General features: G+C 67.4%; 13 protein-coding genes. 7 read left to right on the top strand and 6 right to left on the bottom strand.

Annotated elements, in window-relative coordinates; translation table 11 throughout:
- The first annotated feature begins 7 nt into the window (after window positions 1–7).
- Window positions 8–1,987: a sensor histidine kinase gene (locus tag BMW87_RS27730; RefSeq protein WP_093080399.1), complete on the top strand. Its 1,980-nt coding sequence runs from the start codon at window positions 8–10 to the stop codon at window positions 1,985–1,987.
- A 20-nt stretch (window positions 1,988–2,007) separates the two neighbouring features.
- Here the strand turns inward: BMW87_RS27730 and BMW87_RS27725 are convergent, their stop codons facing one another.
- Window positions 2,008–2,901 (bottom strand): LysR family transcriptional regulator, encoded by an 894-nt coding sequence (locus BMW87_RS27725; protein WP_093052481.1) that lies wholly within the window; start codon window positions 2,899–2,901, stop codon window positions 2,008–2,010.
- Window positions 2,902–2,990: 89 nt separating this feature from the next.
- Here BMW87_RS27725 and BMW87_RS27720 point away from each other — a divergent pair, with 89 nt between their 5' ends.
- Complete coding sequence (locus BMW87_RS27720) at window positions 2,991–3,767, top strand: NAD(P)H-dependent oxidoreductase (protein WP_093080396.1); 777 nt, start codon at window positions 2,991–2,993, stop codon at window positions 3,765–3,767.
- Here the strand turns inward: BMW87_RS27720 and BMW87_RS27715 are convergent.
- The 4 genes from BMW87_RS27715 to BMW87_RS27700 all read right to left on the bottom strand — a co-directional run bounded on the left by BMW87_RS27715 (window position 3,764) and on the right by BMW87_RS27700 (window position 8,683).
- Entirely contained in the window at window positions 3,764–5,851 is a 2,088-nt protein-coding gene (locus BMW87_RS27715; protein ID WP_093080393.1) for an alpha/beta hydrolase domain-containing protein, read from the bottom strand. The genes BMW87_RS27720 and BMW87_RS27715 overlap by 4 nt on opposite strands.
- A gap of 64 nt (window positions 5,852–5,915) precedes the next feature.
- Window positions 5,916–6,881, bottom strand: coding sequence for a Bug family tripartite tricarboxylate transporter substrate binding protein (locus BMW87_RS27710; RefSeq protein WP_093080391.1), 966 nt, complete (start codon window positions 6,879–6,881; stop codon window positions 5,916–5,918).
- A 48-nt stretch (window positions 6,882–6,929) separates the two neighbouring features.
- The gene (locus tag BMW87_RS27705; RefSeq protein WP_093080388.1) at window positions 6,930–7,295 is read right to left on the bottom strand and encodes an AtuA-related protein; all 366 of its coding nucleotides are present in this window, start codon (window positions 7,293–7,295) and stop codon (window positions 6,930–6,932) included.
- Window positions 7,292–8,683, bottom strand: a complete 1,392-nt coding sequence (locus tag BMW87_RS27700; RefSeq protein WP_093080386.1) for an acyclic terpene utilization AtuA family protein — start codon at window positions 8,681–8,683, stop codon at window positions 7,292–7,294. Before BMW87_RS27700 ends, BMW87_RS27705 begins: the two co-directional genes overlap by 4 nt.
- Window positions 8,684–8,771: 88 nt before the next feature.
- On the opposite strand from BMW87_RS27700, the gene BMW87_RS27695 reads away from it, so the two are divergent.
- The 4 genes from BMW87_RS27695 to BMW87_RS27680 all read left to right on the top strand — a co-directional run bounded on the left by BMW87_RS27695 (window position 8,772) and on the right by BMW87_RS27680 (window position 12,880).
- Window positions 8,772–9,689 carry a LysR family transcriptional regulator gene (locus BMW87_RS27695; protein ID WP_093080383.1) on the top strand — a complete coding sequence of 306 codons (918 nt, stop codon included), beginning with the start codon at window positions 8,772–8,774 and terminating at the stop codon, window positions 9,687–9,689.
- A gap of 141 nt (window positions 9,690–9,830) precedes the next feature.
- A complete protein-coding gene (locus BMW87_RS27690; RefSeq protein ID WP_093080380.1) occupies window positions 9,831–10,808 on the top strand; it encodes a Bug family tripartite tricarboxylate transporter substrate binding protein in 978 nt (325 codons plus the stop codon).
- A 17-nt stretch (window positions 10,809–10,825) separates the two neighbouring features.
- Entirely contained in the window at window positions 10,826–11,701 is an 876-nt protein-coding gene (locus tag BMW87_RS27685) for an amidohydrolase family protein (protein ID WP_093080378.1), read from the top strand.
- Window positions 11,702–11,824: 123 nt separating this feature from the next.
- On the top strand, window positions 11,825–12,880 hold the full coding sequence (locus tag BMW87_RS27680) for a porin (protein WP_177192854.1): 1,056 nt from the start codon (window positions 11,825–11,827) through the stop codon (window positions 12,878–12,880).
- Here BMW87_RS27680 and BMW87_RS27675 read toward each other — a convergent pair.
- Complete coding sequence (locus tag BMW87_RS27675; RefSeq protein ID WP_093080374.1) at window positions 12,868–13,803, bottom strand: LysR substrate-binding domain-containing protein; 936 nt, start codon at window positions 13,801–13,803, stop codon at window positions 12,868–12,870. The genes BMW87_RS27680 and BMW87_RS27675 overlap by 13 nt on opposite strands.
- A 116-nt stretch (window positions 13,804–13,919) precedes the next feature.
- On the opposite strand from BMW87_RS27675, the gene BMW87_RS27670 reads away from it, so the two are divergent.
- Window positions 13,920–15,068, top strand: a complete 1,149-nt coding sequence (locus tag BMW87_RS27670) for an aromatic ring-hydroxylating oxygenase subunit alpha (RefSeq protein WP_093080371.1) — start codon at window positions 13,920–13,922, stop codon at window positions 15,066–15,068.
- Window position 15,069: the final 1 nt, after the last annotated feature.

Genomic DNA, 15,069 nt, shown 5'->3' with positions numbered 1-15,069 from the left:
GCGATCTATGAGGCTAGGCAGCAAAGGCTGTTGGCGAATCAGCCGGTGGATCGCAAGGCTTTGGCTGGCCCTGCCGCTGGCCTTCCTGTCTTTTGCGTACGCCGATGAACTCCCGGCGGATGCGGTGCCGCAGCACGACGGCCCTGTCCACATCACGCAGGCCGAGTTGCTCTCGGTTTCCGGCACAGGCTATTCCGCACCTCCGCGGCATATCGTGGACGCCGCGCTGCCAACCGATGGCTGGAAGACTGTCAGCCTCCCCCACACAGCCCGGCGCGAACTGGTGCCCAATGCGTCGAGCGGCGAGCGAACCGTCACCGACTGGTACCGCATCGAACTGTCCGGGCTGACGCCGAAGACGCAGCAGCAGCTTCTCTACCTCCCGCGCTGGAAAACCCTGGGCAACATCGCGGTGTACGGCGACGGCGTGCTGCTCTACCAGTCGCATGGCAGCCCCATCCACAACGGCTACAACCATCCGCTCCTGCTGCCGTTGAACGCGACCGCCAATACGCCCGCCCCGGCATCTGTGCTGATTCGCGTCGACCGCCTGCGCAACAGCGGCAGCGGCTTTTCGACCCTGTGGGTGGGCGACGAGGAATCGCTGAGCTGGCGCTACCAGATCCGCCAATTGCTGCAGGTGCAGTTGCCCTTCATGGGCAGCGCCGCGTTCCTGGCGGTTGGCGCATTCGCGTTCGCGGTGTGGCTGTTCAAGAGGCGCGAATCGCTCTACCTGCTGTTCTTTGCCATCTCGGCGCTCGCCTTCCTGCGCACGCTTCACTACTACGCGGGCGGCAGCTTCATCCCGATTTCGGACGACTGGTTCGAATGGATGACAGTGGCCAGCCTGCTCTGGCTGATCGTCCTCATCCACCTGTTCTTGCAGCGCCTTCACCAGCAGCCATCACCCTGGCTGACCCGTGTGTCGGTGACCCTGGCGCTGGCCTGCAATATCGCAACGCTGCCCCATGTGTCGACGGATATCGTCAGTCTCTACCTGTTCACGCCCCTGCTCAACCTGATGGTGCTGCCCGTCGCGGTGACGATCTTTGCGGTGAACCTGCGCAAGGCGCTGCGCGCGCAACTGCCCGAGGGACGACTGGTGGCGGGCTGGACTGTCTTCGCCGTCGCATTCACTTCCTATGACGGGCTTCTGCAGAACAACCTGGTCAGCCCGGAGGCCGTGTACACCTCTCCCTACGCCATCATCAGCCTGTTCTTCGTCTTCTCGTACATCATGTTCCAGCGCTACACAGGCGCGTTCGCCGAAGTGGCCCGGCTGAACAAGGGACTGGCCCAGCGCCTGCAGGCGCGCGAAGCCGAGCTGGAGCAAAGCTACCAGCGGCTGCGCGTGATCGAGAACCAGCACATGCTCAATGCCGAGCGCCGCCGCCTCATGCAGGACATGCACGACGGGCTGGGCTCTTCGCTGATCAGCGCCATCCGCTCGGTGGAGCGAGGCGCCATGAGCGAGGCCGAGATTTCCCGCGTGCTCAAGGGCTGCATGGAAGACCTGAGGCTGGTGATCGACTCCATGGAAAACGTGGAAGCCGACCTGCTGCTCCTGCTGGCAACCATGCGCTTTCGCCTCGCGCCGCGCATCGAGAGCGCCGGCATCACGCTGCAATGGGAAGTGCAACCCGTGCCCTCGCTGCCCTGGCTGGACCCGGACGGCGCGCTGCACATCCTGCGCATCGTGCAGGAATGCGTCGCCAACGTGCTGCGCCACACGCGGGCCACCGTCATCTGCGTGAGCACCGCGACGGTCGATGAAGGCGTGAACGTGGTGATCGAAGACAACGGCGAAGGCTTCGACGTGGAAGAGGCCCTGCGCCGAAGCGGACGGGGGCTGCGCAACCAGCAGCGGCGCGCGCAGGTGATCGGTGGCACGGTGAGCTGGCAGTCCGGCAGCACCGGGACGCGCTTCACGCTGTGGCTGCCGCTGCACCGCAAGGCGGAAACCGACAAGGCCATCAGCGCCTTCTGAGCCCGCCTTCCGAGCCCGGCTCAGAGGCTCGCAACGATCTGCTCGCGCAGCCACTTGTGCGCCGGGTCGCGGTGCCGACGCTCGTGCCAGAGCATCGCCATCTCGTAGCCGGGCACTTCGAGCGGCGCCTCCACCATCCGCAGCCCGGCCGCGCCGCGCGCCAGCCGCTCGGGCAGCATCGCGACCATGTCTGTGCTGGCCAGCACCGACATCATGAAGAGGAAGTGCGGCACCGACAGCGCCACGCGCCGCGTCAAACCCTTTTCGGCCAGCGCCTCGTCCGTTGGCCCGGCGAAGCCTCCGCCGGCGAGCGACACCACCACATGCTCCAGCGCGCAGAACTGCGCGAGCGTCGGCCGGCGCTTCAGGCGCGGATGCCCTGCCCGCCCAGCCAGCACGTAGCGTTCGTGGAAAAGTACCCGCGCATGCAGGCCACGCGGCGCGCCCACGCTGGTGTGAAAGAACAGGTCGACCTCACCGCTCTCCAGCTGCCGCGCCATGCGCGAAGGCACGGCCTCCACCACGGCCAGCCGCGTGTGCGGCGCCGCGGCACGCAGCCCGGCCAGCGCCGGCAGCAGGATGGCCGACTCGGCATAGTCGGCCGCGGCAACGCGCCAGGTGGTGGTCGCCTCGGCCGGATCGAAAGGCCGAGTTGGCGCCACTGCACGGCCCAGCGATTCAAGCGCCTCGCGCAGAGGCTCGCGCAGTTCATCGGCGCGCGCGGTGGGCCGCATGCCGCGCTGCGCGGGCACCAGCAGCGGGTCGTCGAACGCTTCGCGCAGCTTGGCGAGCTGCACGCTCACCGAGGGCTGCGACAGGTTCAACCGCTCGGCCGCACGCGTGACATTGCGCTCGGCCAGCAGCGTGTCGAGCGTGACCAGCAGGTTGAGGTCAAGGCGGCTGAAATTGTTCATGGCAATTCCTGGAATTCAGACTATTCATTTCCAATATATCGCTACGAAGCCTAACCTGAGGGCATCTTCATTCGAACCCTTGTGAAACCGTGAACATCCTTCTGGTACTTGCCCACCCCGAAGCCGCCTCGCTCAATGGCGCGCTCCATCGCTTCATGCTCGAACGCCTGACGGCTGCGGGCCATTCAGTGCAGGTGTCCGACCTGTACGCCATGCGCTGGAAGCCCGCGCTCGACGCCGACGACTTCCCCGCGCGCGACACCGCCGCGCGCTTCGACCCCGTGCTCGATTCACTTCACGCATTCGAGGCCGGCACGCAAACCGCGGACATCGCCGCCGAACAAGAAAAGCTGCTGTGGGCCGACGCGGTCGTCCTGCAATTTCCGCTGTGGTGGTACTCGATGCCCGCCATCCTCAAGGGGTGGGTCGAGCGCATCTACGCCTATGGCTTTGCCTACGGCCTCGGCGAGCATTCGGACACGCACTGGGGCGACCGCTTCGGCGAAGGCGTGATGGCCGGCAAGCGCGCGATGCTGGTGGTGACGACCGGCGGCTGGGCATCGCACTACGCGCCGCGCGGCATCAACGGGCCGATGGACGACCTGCTGTTTCCCATCCACCACGGCATCCTCTACTACCCCGGATTCGACGTGCTGCCGCCGTACGTGGTGCATCGCACGCACAAGGTCGACGAGGCAGCCTACGCACGCATCACCGAGGAATTGGGTCAGCGGCTCGACACGCTGTTCACCACAGACCCGATCCCGTTCCGCCGGCAGAACGCCGGCGACTACGAGATTCCCGCGCTCACCCTGCGCGAAGACATCGCGCCGGGCAAGACGGGCTTTGGGGTGCACTCGGCTTAAGGAAGCACCGGATTGGCGAGCGCATTGGCAATCGCCGCGTCGGCATCCACACGCAGCATGAAGCGCTTCGCCACCAGATCATTGGCGGCCGCAGTCAAGGCCGCGATGTAGCCCGCCTGATCCACATAGCGCTCCTGCAGCGACGGGCGCGGATCACTTCCGCGCAGCGCCGCCGTCTTGGCAAACGCAAAGTACGACCCGAACAGGCCCGCCTGGTCGATCCTGCCCGGCTGGTTGGTGTAGTTCCAACCGGTGTTCGTGCCCAGCGGCACGGTGACGTCCAGGCTGCGGATGCCCGCGATGTCGTTGCCGTCCGCATCCACCTGCGGCACCAGGATCGCGTAGTCGCGGCCCAGGTAGGCCGGCGGCACCTGCGTGGCGATGCCGCTCTCGTCCTGCGGCCTGTAGTTGGGGCCCCAGTCCAGCAGCGAATAGGTGTTGACCAGCCCCGTGTAGCTCACGCCCGGAATCGCCGGGAACTTGACCTGCTGCGGCCGCACCAGCGTGGTGTCTGCCAGCTTCGGCACCTGGCTGTCGGGCGGTGTCGTGCCCTTGACGACCCAGTCTTCCAGGTTCTGGTACAGCGCGCGCACGACCGGAATCACGCCGGCATTGCCGTTGGTCGCATACAGCGCCCCTGCGCTTGCACCCGGCAGCGACGGGAGGCCCAGCAGATGGTGCGTGCTCGCGTAGTAGTAGATGCGCGCGTCGCCGGGCTGCACGAGGTCGGTCGTGCCCCAGGCATCGGTCAGCAGCGGCGAGCCCTGCAGGGTCCAGAACTCGGTGCCGCTGAAGCCGATGAAGAGCTTGGGACAGGTGCCGCTCGCCTCGCAGCGCGACAGGATGCCGCCGCGCCGCTGCGCCACGTCGTCCACGTAGTCCTTCGAAAGGCCGCGCGTGCCGGCCTGGCCGAAGGCCGTGTGGTCGGCGCGCACGCCACCGCCGCCGCCAGGAATGGAGAAGCGCATGTTGATGTTGGTCTGCCGCGCCGCGATCTGCGCGAACACGCCGTCGAACACCTTCTGGCCCGCACGGTCCTCGTTGAAGCCCAAGTGCACGAAGGTCTTCATGAAGTTGCCGCACTGCGAGACGCCCGAGGCAATGGTGTTCTTGATGGCAGCAGCCACCGGGTTGACCGTGCCCGCCGCATCGCTCGCGTCGCGGTGGAAGAAGCTGATCATGTCGCGCAGCGCCGCGAGGCCCAGGCCCATGACCTTCGGGTCTCTCGCGATGTAGACCAGTTCGTACAAGTAGGCCGGGTCCCATTTGTCCTTGAGGCAGACGTTCGTCTCGTCGGGCGTACCGGGGAACGGCGTGGCGGCGCTGCACTTCGCAAACTTCCACTCGCTCGCGGGAATGAGCTGGCGCGCGTCGCCTTCGTTGATGCGGCGAGTGAGCACATAGCCGGGCTTCGTGTTGTCGAGGCTCGCGGTGGCATAGGCCTGCATCGCCGCATTGAACGGGCCGCCTGGCAAGGGCAGCGAATCGTTGTTCGCTGCGGTAGGCAGCAACTCGGCGCGGTAGGTGCCGGTGATGCTGCTGCCATCGGCGTTCTTCGCGACCGGCACCTTCAGCGTGAGCTTGCCGGGCCCGGCCGGCACATCGCCCTGCCAGGCGGCCGTCAGGAACACGTAGCCGCGCGAGGCGAAGTACGGATCGAGGCTCACGATGTTGCCGCGGTTCGGCGCGTCGTAGCGCAGCACGCCGCTGGCCTTGGTCATGTCCTTCGGCTTGAAGAGCACGAAGTCCGACGTGTACTCGACCTTGCCGTTCGCATTAAGCGGCGCGAGCGACAGGTCCTGGATGATGGCGTTGCGAGCGTCCTTCGGATCGACCTCGCCGGTGAAGGTGCCGGTGATCTTCTCGTAGGCGCCCACGCTGCCGAATGTGCCGGGCACGTCTTCGGTCGCCGTGATGGCGAGCTTGTACTTGGGCGCGGTGGCAGTCACGGGCGGTGTGGTGGGTGTCGTGGTGGTGGGCGGTGGCAGCAGCACGCCACCACCTCCTCCGCCGCTTCCACCGCATGCGCTCAGAAAAAGGGCGGCCGAAGCCACCGTGGCAGCCCAAAGGCTCCAGCGTTTCATGGTTTGTCTCCTTCGTTGTGTGTCTTGTCGCGTTGCGGCGCCGGTCCCCGCTACGGCGCGCGGGCTACTCGGCCTCGATGCCGGCCGACTTCACGATGCGACCCCACTTCTGGGACTCGTTGGCCTGGAACTTCGCAAGCTCTTCGGGCGAGGTCGTGAACACCTCGGTGCCGGTCGGCTCGTAGAACGCGGTCTTCGCAGCCTCGCTCTTCGCGGCTTTCACCAGCAATTCGTTGAGCCGCTTGACCACTGCGGGCGGCGTCTTCGCGGGTGCATAGGCCGCGAACCAGTAGCCCATCTCGTAGCCCTTCACACCGGCCTCGGAGATGGTGGGCACGTCGGGCGCGAGCGGCGAGCGTGCCGAGCTGGAGATGCCCAGCGCGCGCAGCTTGCCGGCCTTGACCTGCGGCAGGCCGGTGGCCGTGTCGGTGATCATCATGTTGATCTGGCTGCCCAGCAGGTCGGTCACTGCGAGCGTGTTGCTCTTGTAGGGTACGTGCAGCAGCTTGATGTCGGCCATCTGCTGCAGCAGCTCGCCCGCCATGCGGCTGGACGAGCTGCCGCTGCCGAAGCTGTACTTGCCCGGATCCTTCTTCGCGAGCGCGATGAACTCGGCCACGTTCTTCGCAGGGAACGAGGGATTCACCACCATGATCTGCCCGCCCTTGCCGAGCACCGCGATGGGCGCGAAGTCTTTCACCGGGTCGTAGGGCAGCTTCTTGAACAGGTGCTCGTTGGCCGCGTGCGTGGTGTTAGTGGTGATGAGCACCGTGTAGCCGTCAGCGGGCGCCTTGGCGACGTTCTGCGAGGCGATGAAGCCGCTGGCGCCGGCCTTGTTGTCGATGATGACGGCCTGCTTCGTCTCCGCCGCGATCTGGTTGCCGAGCGCGCGTGCGATCTGGTCGGTGGCGGTGCCGGCCGCGAAGGGCACGACGAAGGTGATGGCCTTCTCGGGGAAGGCCTGCGCATGGCTCAGCAGTGGCATCAGGGCCAGTGCGGCGGTCAGCACGGTGAGGGGAAATCGTTTCATTGTTTTGTCTCCGGATGGAATGGCTAGGGGAAAAGAAAAGAGCTGCGGCTATGGTCCGGCCAGCAAGGGCACAAGCGCGCGAGGTACGCGGACAGGCATGTCGAGCAGCAGGAAGGACAGCGCCTTGCCATGTGCGTCGAGGTTCAGCGCGTCGTTGACGCCCCCGTCCAGCACCGCGTCGAGCACGAAGTTCATCGCGTGCAGCTTCGGCAACACGAAGCGCTGCACCTGCGACGGTGCGCGGTGGTGGAACTGCGCGGCGACGCGCTCGGTCGTGAGTTGCTCGACCAGCAAGGGATAGAGCTCGGCGTGCCAGGCGATGACACTGATGTTGGAGCGATCTCCCTTGTCGCCGGTGCGGCCGTGCGCGGCGCGGTACAGCGGCACTTCGACGGTGTCGGTAGTGGTGTTCATGCCAGGGCCTCCTCGCCGAGCAGTTCGAAGCGCACCGGCACCGCCTCGCGCGGCAGCAGGCACGACAGCGTGTTGAGCCGCGGCGTGAGCGCGGTGCGCACGCCGCCGCCGCCTGCCGGGCCGCAGGTGTAGAGCGCCATGACCTCGCGCGCCAGTCGCTCGGCCTGCGCGCGATCGGCATGCGTGGCCGCGACGCGCAGGCGCACGTCGCGCAGGCCGGCGTCGGGTGTATCCGCCAGCGCACGGCCCGCGTCGTCGCCCAGGATGCTCAGCGCGCCGATCAGGTCCACGCGCAACGCGAGTCCGGCCAGGCGCTTGCGCAGCACGTCCGCCGCGAGCCGCGCACGGGCCTCGGCGCGCGGCCCCGCATAGGAGATTTCGCCCTCGGCCAGCCAGCCGCCTTCATGGCAGACGTTGACCTTGTAGCGGCCCGGCCGCGCATGGCCGCGCACGCCGGAGAGCGCAACGCGATCCACGCCGGGCAGCGCGTGCACTTCGGCGTCGGCAATATCGGCGACCACGTCGGGCGTCAAGTAGGCCGCAGGGTCGTGCACTTCGTAGAGCAGCTGTTCCTTCACCGTGGCTTCGCTTACGAGGCCGCCTGTGCCGTCGGCCTTGCCGATGGTGCAGCGGCCGTCGGCGTCGATCTCTGCGATGGGGAAGCCCACCGCTTCCAGCCCCGGCACGTTCTTGTAGCCAGGGTCGGCGAAGTAGCCGCCGCACACCTGCGCACCGCATTCGAGCAGATGCCCCGCCATGGTCGCTCGGCCCAGCCGGTCCCAGTCGTCGGCGCGCCAGCCGAAGTGCGACATGGCCGGGCCAACGGTGAGCGACGGGTCGGCCACGCGGCCGCACACCACGATCTGCGCGCCCGCGTCGAGCGCGGCGGCAATCGGCTCGGCGCCGATGTAGGCATTGGCGCTGACCATGCGCAGCCCTTCCATCTGCGCGCCGAGCGCTTCGTTCAGCAGCGCGCGGTGTTCGGGCCCCGACAGGTCGTCGCCCTCCACCACCGCGATGCGCGGCGCGCTCGCACCCAGTTCGCGCGCCATCCGGGCGATATGTCGGGCGGCGGCGCGCGGGTTGGCGGCGCCGAAGTTGCTCACGATGCGGATGCCATGCGCCAGGCAACGCGCGAGCACGGGGCGCAGCATGTGGTCGAGCAGCGGCTCGTAGCCCGCTTCAGGGTTGTCGCGGCGGCGCAGTTGGGCCAGCGCGAGCGTGCGCTCAGCCAGTGTCTCGAAGATGAGGAAGGCGCGCTGCCCCTTGGGGCCGCTTGCCAACCGCGCGATCAGCGTGTCGACCACCGGCCCGGCGGCGTCGGTGCGGTCGCCCGAGAAGCCGGCGGCGCAACCTATCAGCAGCGTGGGCGGATCAATGGAGTTCATTGCCGTGCACTGTAGGCAGCGGCTGGTCATCCGTAAAATCGAAAATACGGATCGATTGATCCGCTTTTCAAATAACAAGAGAGACATTATGAGAAAGACGCCCGACCTCTCCACGCGGCAGCTGCGCGCCTTTCTCGCGCTGGCAGAGCACCGCAACTTCACGCGCGCGGCGCAGAGCAGCCATCTCTCGCAGCCCGCGTTCAGCGCGCTGATCCGCACGCTCGAAGACGCAATCGGCACCCGCCTTTTCGACCGCGACACTCGCAGCGTGCAGCTCACGCCCGAGGGCCGGCTGTTCGAGGGCTCCGCGCGCCGGCTGCTCGACGACATGGGCAGCGCCATGGGCGACCTCGCCGATCATGTGGAGCGCCGCAAGGGCCGCGTGCGCGTGGCCGCCCTGCCCTCACTCGCGGCCGGCTGGCTGCCCACGGTGTTCGCAGAATTCATGCAAGCCTGGCCGGGCATCCGCATCGACCTGGACGATGCGTTGTCCGACGCCTGCATCGCGCTGGTGCGCAACGGCCAGGCCGACTTCGCGCTCGCCGCCTCGGGCGCCGGAGGCACGGCAGACAGCGACCTGCGTGCGCGCAAGCTCTGCACCGACCGCTTCCACCTCGTGTGCCGCGCCGACCATCCGCTGGCGCGCGAGCCGCGCCTCACGGTGAAGAAGATCGCGCCCCACCCCTTCATCCAGATGGCGCGCAACAGCAGCGTGCGGCAGGCGCTCGACGCGGCGCTGCATCCGCAAAGGCTGAATGCGGTGTTCGAAGTGGAGCACCTGGCCACCGTGATGGGGCTGGTCGAGGCTGGGCTGGGCATCAGCGTGGTGCCCGCGCTCACGCTGTTCCACTTCCAGCGCGAGACGCTGGTGACGCGGCCGCTGCCCCTGCCTTCCCTCACGCGAACGCTCTACATGGTGCAGCGGCGCGAAGGCAGCCTGTCGGTGGCTGCGCAGACGCTGCACGACCTGATCGTCGCGCGGCTGGGGTCGCTGCGGCTGGATTGACGCTGAGCGCCACGCGAGCGCCCAGCCATGCCGAAAAACTATATCTCCCAGTGCGAACGCGATCTTGCCGGGGGATGACCCACGGGCAATAGTTCGGGTCGGCGGCGCGCAAGGCCGCACACAAGTTCAACAAGGAGACACATGAGACATTCCCGTCGCGGCTTCGTCGGCCTGATGCTGACCCTGGCCGCCGGTTTGCGCGCATCGCCCGCGCTGGCCGCCCCCCTGTCTTCGCGTCCGATCCGCCTGGTCGTGCCCTTCGGTGCCGGCGGCGTGGCGGACCTGGTCGCGCGCAGCGTGGCCCAGAAGATGTCCGAATCGATGGGCCAGAGCATCGTGGTCGACAACAAGCCCGGCGCGGGTGGCGTGGTGGCTTCCGACACGGTAGCCAAGGCGCCGCCGGACGGCCACACGCTGCTGCTGATGTCCAACGGCAATGCCGTGAGCGTGGGCCTGTTCAAGTCGCTGCCCTACGACACGGTGAAAGATTTCACGCCGATCTCCACGCTCGGCTACTTCGACATGGCGGTACTCGCCGCGAGCAACAGCAAGTTCAAGACATTCACCGACCTGGTGGCTCACGCCAAGGCCCATCCAGGCCAGCTCAACATCGGCACCATCAACGTCGGCAGTACGCAGAACCTGGCAGGAGAGCTGCTGAAGAGTTCACTCGGCATCGATGCGCAGGTCGTGCCCTTCAACGGCACGCCGGCCGTGGTCACGGCGCTGCGTGGCGGGCAGGTCGACGTGGCGGTGGAAATCCTCTCGCCCGTTCTCTCGCAGATCGAAGGCAAGGCCATGCGCGCGCTGGCGGTCATGGGCGACAAGCGCTCGCCCAGCCTGCCGGACGTGCCGACCGTTGCGGAAAGCGGGACGCCAGGCTTCCAGGTCGCATCGTGGAACGCGCTGGCCGCGCCCGCCAAGACACCGCCCGACGTGATCGCCCGCCTGAACCAGGAGGCCCGTGCGGCGCTGGCTTCGCCCGAAGTCAAGAAGCGCCTGCAGAGCCTCGGCGTGGAGCCGCGCGGCAGCACACCGCAGGAACAGGCGCGGCTGCTCGACAGCGAGATCCAACGTTGGTCGGCCGTGATCCAGCGCGCCGGCATTCCCAAGCAGTAAGCAGTGAACCAGCCTTGATGAAAACCATCGCCCCGCCCCATCCAAACCCGAGCCGCCCCACGTTCGGCCTGCCCGCTGGCGCCTGCGACGCGCACTGCCATGTGTTCGGCCCCGGCGACGTGTTTCCGTATTCGGACAACCGCCGCTACACGCCGCCCGATGCGCCCGCCGCAAAGCTGCGCGCCCTGCACGAACTGCTGGGCATCGAACGCGTGGTGCTGGTACAGGCCAGCGTGCATGGCCATGACAACCGCGCCATGCTCGACGCCATCGCGCAATCGCCCGACACCTACCGCGGCGTAGCCATGGTGGGCGCGGGCATCACCGATGCCGAACTCGCCGCGCTGCACAAGGCCGGCGTGCGCTCGGTGCGCTTCAACTTCGTGCAGCACCTGGGCGGCGCACCCGACCTGCCCACGGTGCTGCGCATGGCCGAGCGCATCCGGCCGCTGGGCTGGCACCTGGTGCTGCACCTGGACGCAGATGACCTTGTCACCTACCGCGCATTCCTCGACACGCTGCCGGTGCCCTTCGTCATCGACCACATGGGCCGCACGATGGTCGAGCACGGCCTCGGCCAGAAGGCCTGCGAGATGATGCTGGAGCTGATGCGCGACGAGCGCGCGTGGGTCAAGGTGAGCGGCGCCGAGCGCATCTCGCAGACCCTCTCGACCCAGGGCCAGCCCTATGCAGACGCCGTGCCCTTCGCGCGCCGGCTGATAGAGGCCGCGCCTGATCGCGTGCTGTGGGGCACCGACTGGCCGCACCCCAACGTGCGCGAAATGCCCGACGACGGCAAGCTGGTCGACCTGCTGCCGCTGTTCAGCGACGACCCGGCGCAGCTTCGCAAGCTGCTGGTCGACAACCCGACCCGCCTGTACTGGTACGACTGAGCGCCGCCGCCGCGCTTCGTACACACCACTGACACCGCCCCCACGCCACGGCACGACCGTGGCGTGCGGATGCGCGCGCCTGCGCCCTTGCAGGCTACGAATCACAACGAGGAGACAGACGACATGAGAAGACTTTCCCGCCTTCAGGCACTTTCGCTACGCGCCCTGCCGGTGCTGGCTCTGTGCACCACCACGCATTCCCCGTGGGCACAGACTGCCGCAGACCCTGGGGCCAGCGTGCAGATCTACGGCTTGCTCGATGCCTTCGTCGGATCGATGCAGCGCAGCGACGAGCCCGGCCGCACCAAGGTGCTCGGCAGCGGCGGCATGACGACGGCTTACTGGGGCGTACGAGGCAGCGAGAGCCTCGGCGATGGGCTGCAGGCGCAGTTCGCACTGGAAAGCTTCTTCCAGACCGACTCCGGCACCTTCGGGCGCAACAGCACCGACCCGTACTTCTCGCGGAACGCGTGGGTGGGCCTGGCCGGCGGCTTCGGCCAGCTGTCGCTCGGCCGGCAGACCAATCCGATGTTCGTGGCCAGCGGTGCCTTCAATCCGTTCGGCGTGTCGCTGCAGTTCTCGCCCGTCATGCTCCACACATGGCAGCCCACGTACAACCGCGCCGTGCTCGGCGACAGCGTGTGGAGCAATGCCATCCAGTACACCTCGCCTACCTTCGCCGGGCTGCGCGCCAGCCTGCTCTACGGCATGGGCGAAGTGCAGGACCGCGAAGGCATCCGCAACCTGAACCTGACCCTCAACTACGCGGCCGGGCCCTTTGCCGCCGTGGTGTCTGTGCAGCAGGCCAAGACGGGCCCCGGCTTCACCACGACCATCGGCCGGCAGGATGCCGCGCTGATCGGCGCCTCCTACGACTTCAAGGCCGTGCAGTTGTACGGCCAGCTGCAGCGCACCCGCACGCCCGACATTCGTACCACCGCCAATACCGCGCAGCTGGGCGCGGCGGTTCCGGTGGGTGCAGGGCGTTTCCTCGCCTCGGTGGCGCGCACCGAGCGCAAGGTGACGGGCGCCGCCGAAACACACCGCACCACCTGGACGGCCGGCTATGACCACTTTCTGTCAAAGCGGACCGACCTGTACGCGGTCTACATGCAAGACCGGCTGACCGGTTTTCGAAACAGCGGCAGCGTGGGTGTGGGCGTGCGTCACCGCTTCTGAGCCGCATCGGCCATTGCATTGGCACCGAGGTGCTGCTGCACGAGCTCGCGCAGCAGTTCCCCCATGGCCCGCTGCGTGCGCGTGACTGGCCGCTGCGAACTGGTCGCCAGCGCCAGCCGGCTGCGCAGGCCGGGCTTGACGATTGGCCTGATCGCATAGCGCTGCGACCGTCCCGCGAGGGTGACCGCATTGCGCGACAGCACGGCGTGGCCGGCGCCATCGGCCACCAGCGCGAGGATGGCCGGAACGCCGTCGATCTCCAGCGCGATCTGCGGCCGCCGGCCGATGGCGGCAAGCTCCGCCTCGACCAGCATGCGGATCGCATTGGGCCGGGTCGGGATCACCAGTTGCTGCTCGGCCAGCTGATGCAAGGCCAGTGGCGCGCCACGCCGCGCCGGCCCAGTGCCCTTGGTCGCGCTGACCAGGAACAGGTCCTCCTCCAGCACCGTCTCGCTGTCCACGTCGGGCGAAGGCTGCGGGTTGTAGAGCAGCGCAATGTCGAGCCGGCCGGTGAGCAGCGATTCCTGCATTGCCGTCGATAGGTTCTCGGTGATCGACAGCGCCGCATCGGGCAGCCGCTCACGCACGGCCCGCACCAGCGGCACCGTCAGCACACCGGCCACGCTAGGCGGCAGGCCGACGGCGACCCGACCGGCCAGCGCATCCCGCATGAGGCTCATGTCTTCCCTTGCCCGCTCGACCTGGTGGAGGATGCCGCGGCCATGCTCCAGCAGGCGCTTGCCGGCATCCGTGGTCACCACGCCGCGGCCGTTGCGCACCAGCAGGTTCTGCCGCAGCTCCACTTCCAGCTGGCGCACCTGGCGGCTCAATGCGGGCTGCGCGATGTCGATGACGTCCGACGCGCGGGTGAAGCTGCCGAGTTCGGCCACGCGGATGAAGTACTCCAGCTGTTTCAGGTCCATGCCCTGAGGCTATCGATATAACCGGTTATGAGCTATGCGTGTTTGTTCTATCCGGGCAGAGAAACACGACCAGTTGAAGCAAGCCGCCGCACGACTCGCTCGCCAGAATCGCGCGCATGCAGCATGAAGAACAGATTGCACTGATCCGGCGCGCTCTCGCGCTGATCGAGACCGGCGGCAGCGAGCGCGGTGAGCCGGGCGTCAGTCCGGTGACGCGCTATCTCGATCCTGAACGCCATGAACGGGAGGTCGAGCGCATCTTCAGGCGCTATCCGCTGGCGCTGTGCCCTTCGGCGTCTCTCCCGAATGCCGGCGATTCGTTCGCCATCGACGTGGCCGGCATGCCGCTGATGTTTGTGCGCGGGCAAGAAGGAGAACTCAACGGCTTCGTCAATGCCTGCCGCCACCGCGGCGCGCGGTTGAAGCCGCCCGGCGCATCGAATCAACGCGCCCTGATCTGCCCGTACCACAGCTGGACCTACGGGCTCGATGGCACGCTGCGCGGGCGCCCGTCGGTGGAAGATTTTCCGCATGCGCCAGCATCGGATTGCGGCCTGGCGCGCGTGCCGGTTGCCGAAGCGCTGGGCTTCGTCTGGGCCATCCCCCGTGTAGTGGCGAACGGCGAAAGCGCCAGGATCGACATCGACAACTGGCTGGGCCGATTCGGCGCCGACCTGCGCTCATGGGGCTACGACAGCTGGGTGCCGTTTCACCAGCACGCCTTCGACAACGCGGCCAACTGGAAGATCCCTTTCGAGGCGAACCTGGAGACGTATCACTTCCAGTACGCGCACCGCAACAGCATCGCCGCGCTGTTCTACGACAACCTGCTGATGGCCGACCACGACCGGCAGCACCAGCGCCTGTTCCTGCCCAAGCGCAGCATCGAAAGCCTGCGCGGCACGCCCACGCAGGCATGGCAGGTGGGGCCGCACTCGAACATCATTTACTACTTCTTCCCGGCGACTTTCATCCTGCACGAGGGCGACCACGCCAACGCGTTCACCGTGCTGCCCGAATCGCCGGGGCGCTCGCGCGTGATCGCGAGCACGCTCGTTCCCGGGCTGCCGAAGACCGAGAAGTCGGTGAACTACTGGCGCAAGAACGTCGAATCGTTCTGGGGTGCGCTCGACGAAGACTTCGCGCTCGGCGTGTCTGCGCAATCGACGCTCGCGAGCGGTGCGCAAGCGTCGCTGTACTTCGGCGCGACCGAGTGGTGCTCGGCCAAGTTCCAGGCGGACGTGGAAGCGGCACTCGCGAAGTAGC

Source organism: Variovorax sp. OV084 (assembly GCF_900111625.1).
In the GTDB taxonomy this organism is placed as follows: domain Bacteria; phylum Pseudomonadota; class Gammaproteobacteria; order Burkholderiales; family Burkholderiaceae_C; genus Variovorax.
Note: the sequence above shows the minus strand (reverse complement) of the source record. Positions and strands in the feature narration are given on the sequence as shown.

What these genes read in the sequence shown, in the direction of transcription:
- BMW87_RS27730 (WP_093080399.1), top strand. Translation starts at nt 8, where the DNA reads ATGAGGCTAGGCAGCAAAGGCTGTTGGCGAATCAGCCGGTGGATCGCA.
- BMW87_RS27725 (WP_093052481.1), bottom strand. Translation starts at nt 2,901, where the DNA reads ATGAACAATTTCAGCCGCCTTGACCTCAACCTGCTGGTCACGCTCGAC.
- BMW87_RS27715 (WP_093080393.1), bottom strand. Translation starts at nt 5,851, where the DNA reads ATGAAACGCTGGAGCCTTTGGGCTGCCACGGTGGCTTCGGCCGCCCTT.
- BMW87_RS27710 (WP_093080391.1), bottom strand. Translation starts at nt 6,881, where the DNA reads ATGAAACGATTTCCCCTCACCGTGCTGACCGCCGCACTGGCCCTGATG.
- BMW87_RS27705 (WP_093080388.1), bottom strand. Translation starts at nt 7,295, where the DNA reads ATGAACACCACTACCGACACCGTCGAAGTGCCGCTGTACCGCGCCGCG.
- BMW87_RS27700 (WP_093080386.1), bottom strand. Translation starts at nt 8,683, where the DNA reads ATGAACTCCATTGATCCGCCCACGCTGCTGATAGGTTGCGCCGCCGGC.
- BMW87_RS27695 (WP_093080383.1), top strand. Translation starts at nt 8,772, where the DNA reads ATGAGAAAGACGCCCGACCTCTCCACGCGGCAGCTGCGCGCCTTTCTC.
- BMW87_RS27690 (WP_093080380.1), top strand. Translation starts at nt 9,831, where the DNA reads ATGAGACATTCCCGTCGCGGCTTCGTCGGCCTGATGCTGACCCTGGCC.
- BMW87_RS27685 (WP_093080378.1), top strand. Translation starts at nt 10,826, where the DNA reads ATGAAAACCATCGCCCCGCCCCATCCAAACCCGAGCCGCCCCACGTTC.
- BMW87_RS27680 (WP_177192854.1), top strand. Translation starts at nt 11,825, where the DNA reads ATGAGAAGACTTTCCCGCCTTCAGGCACTTTCGCTACGCGCCCTGCCG.
- BMW87_RS27675 (WP_093080374.1), bottom strand. Translation starts at nt 13,803, where the DNA reads ATGGACCTGAAACAGCTGGAGTACTTCATCCGCGTGGCCGAACTCGGC.
- BMW87_RS27670 (WP_093080371.1), top strand. Translation starts at nt 13,920, where the DNA reads ATGCAGCATGAAGAACAGATTGCACTGATCCGGCGCGCTCTCGCGCTG.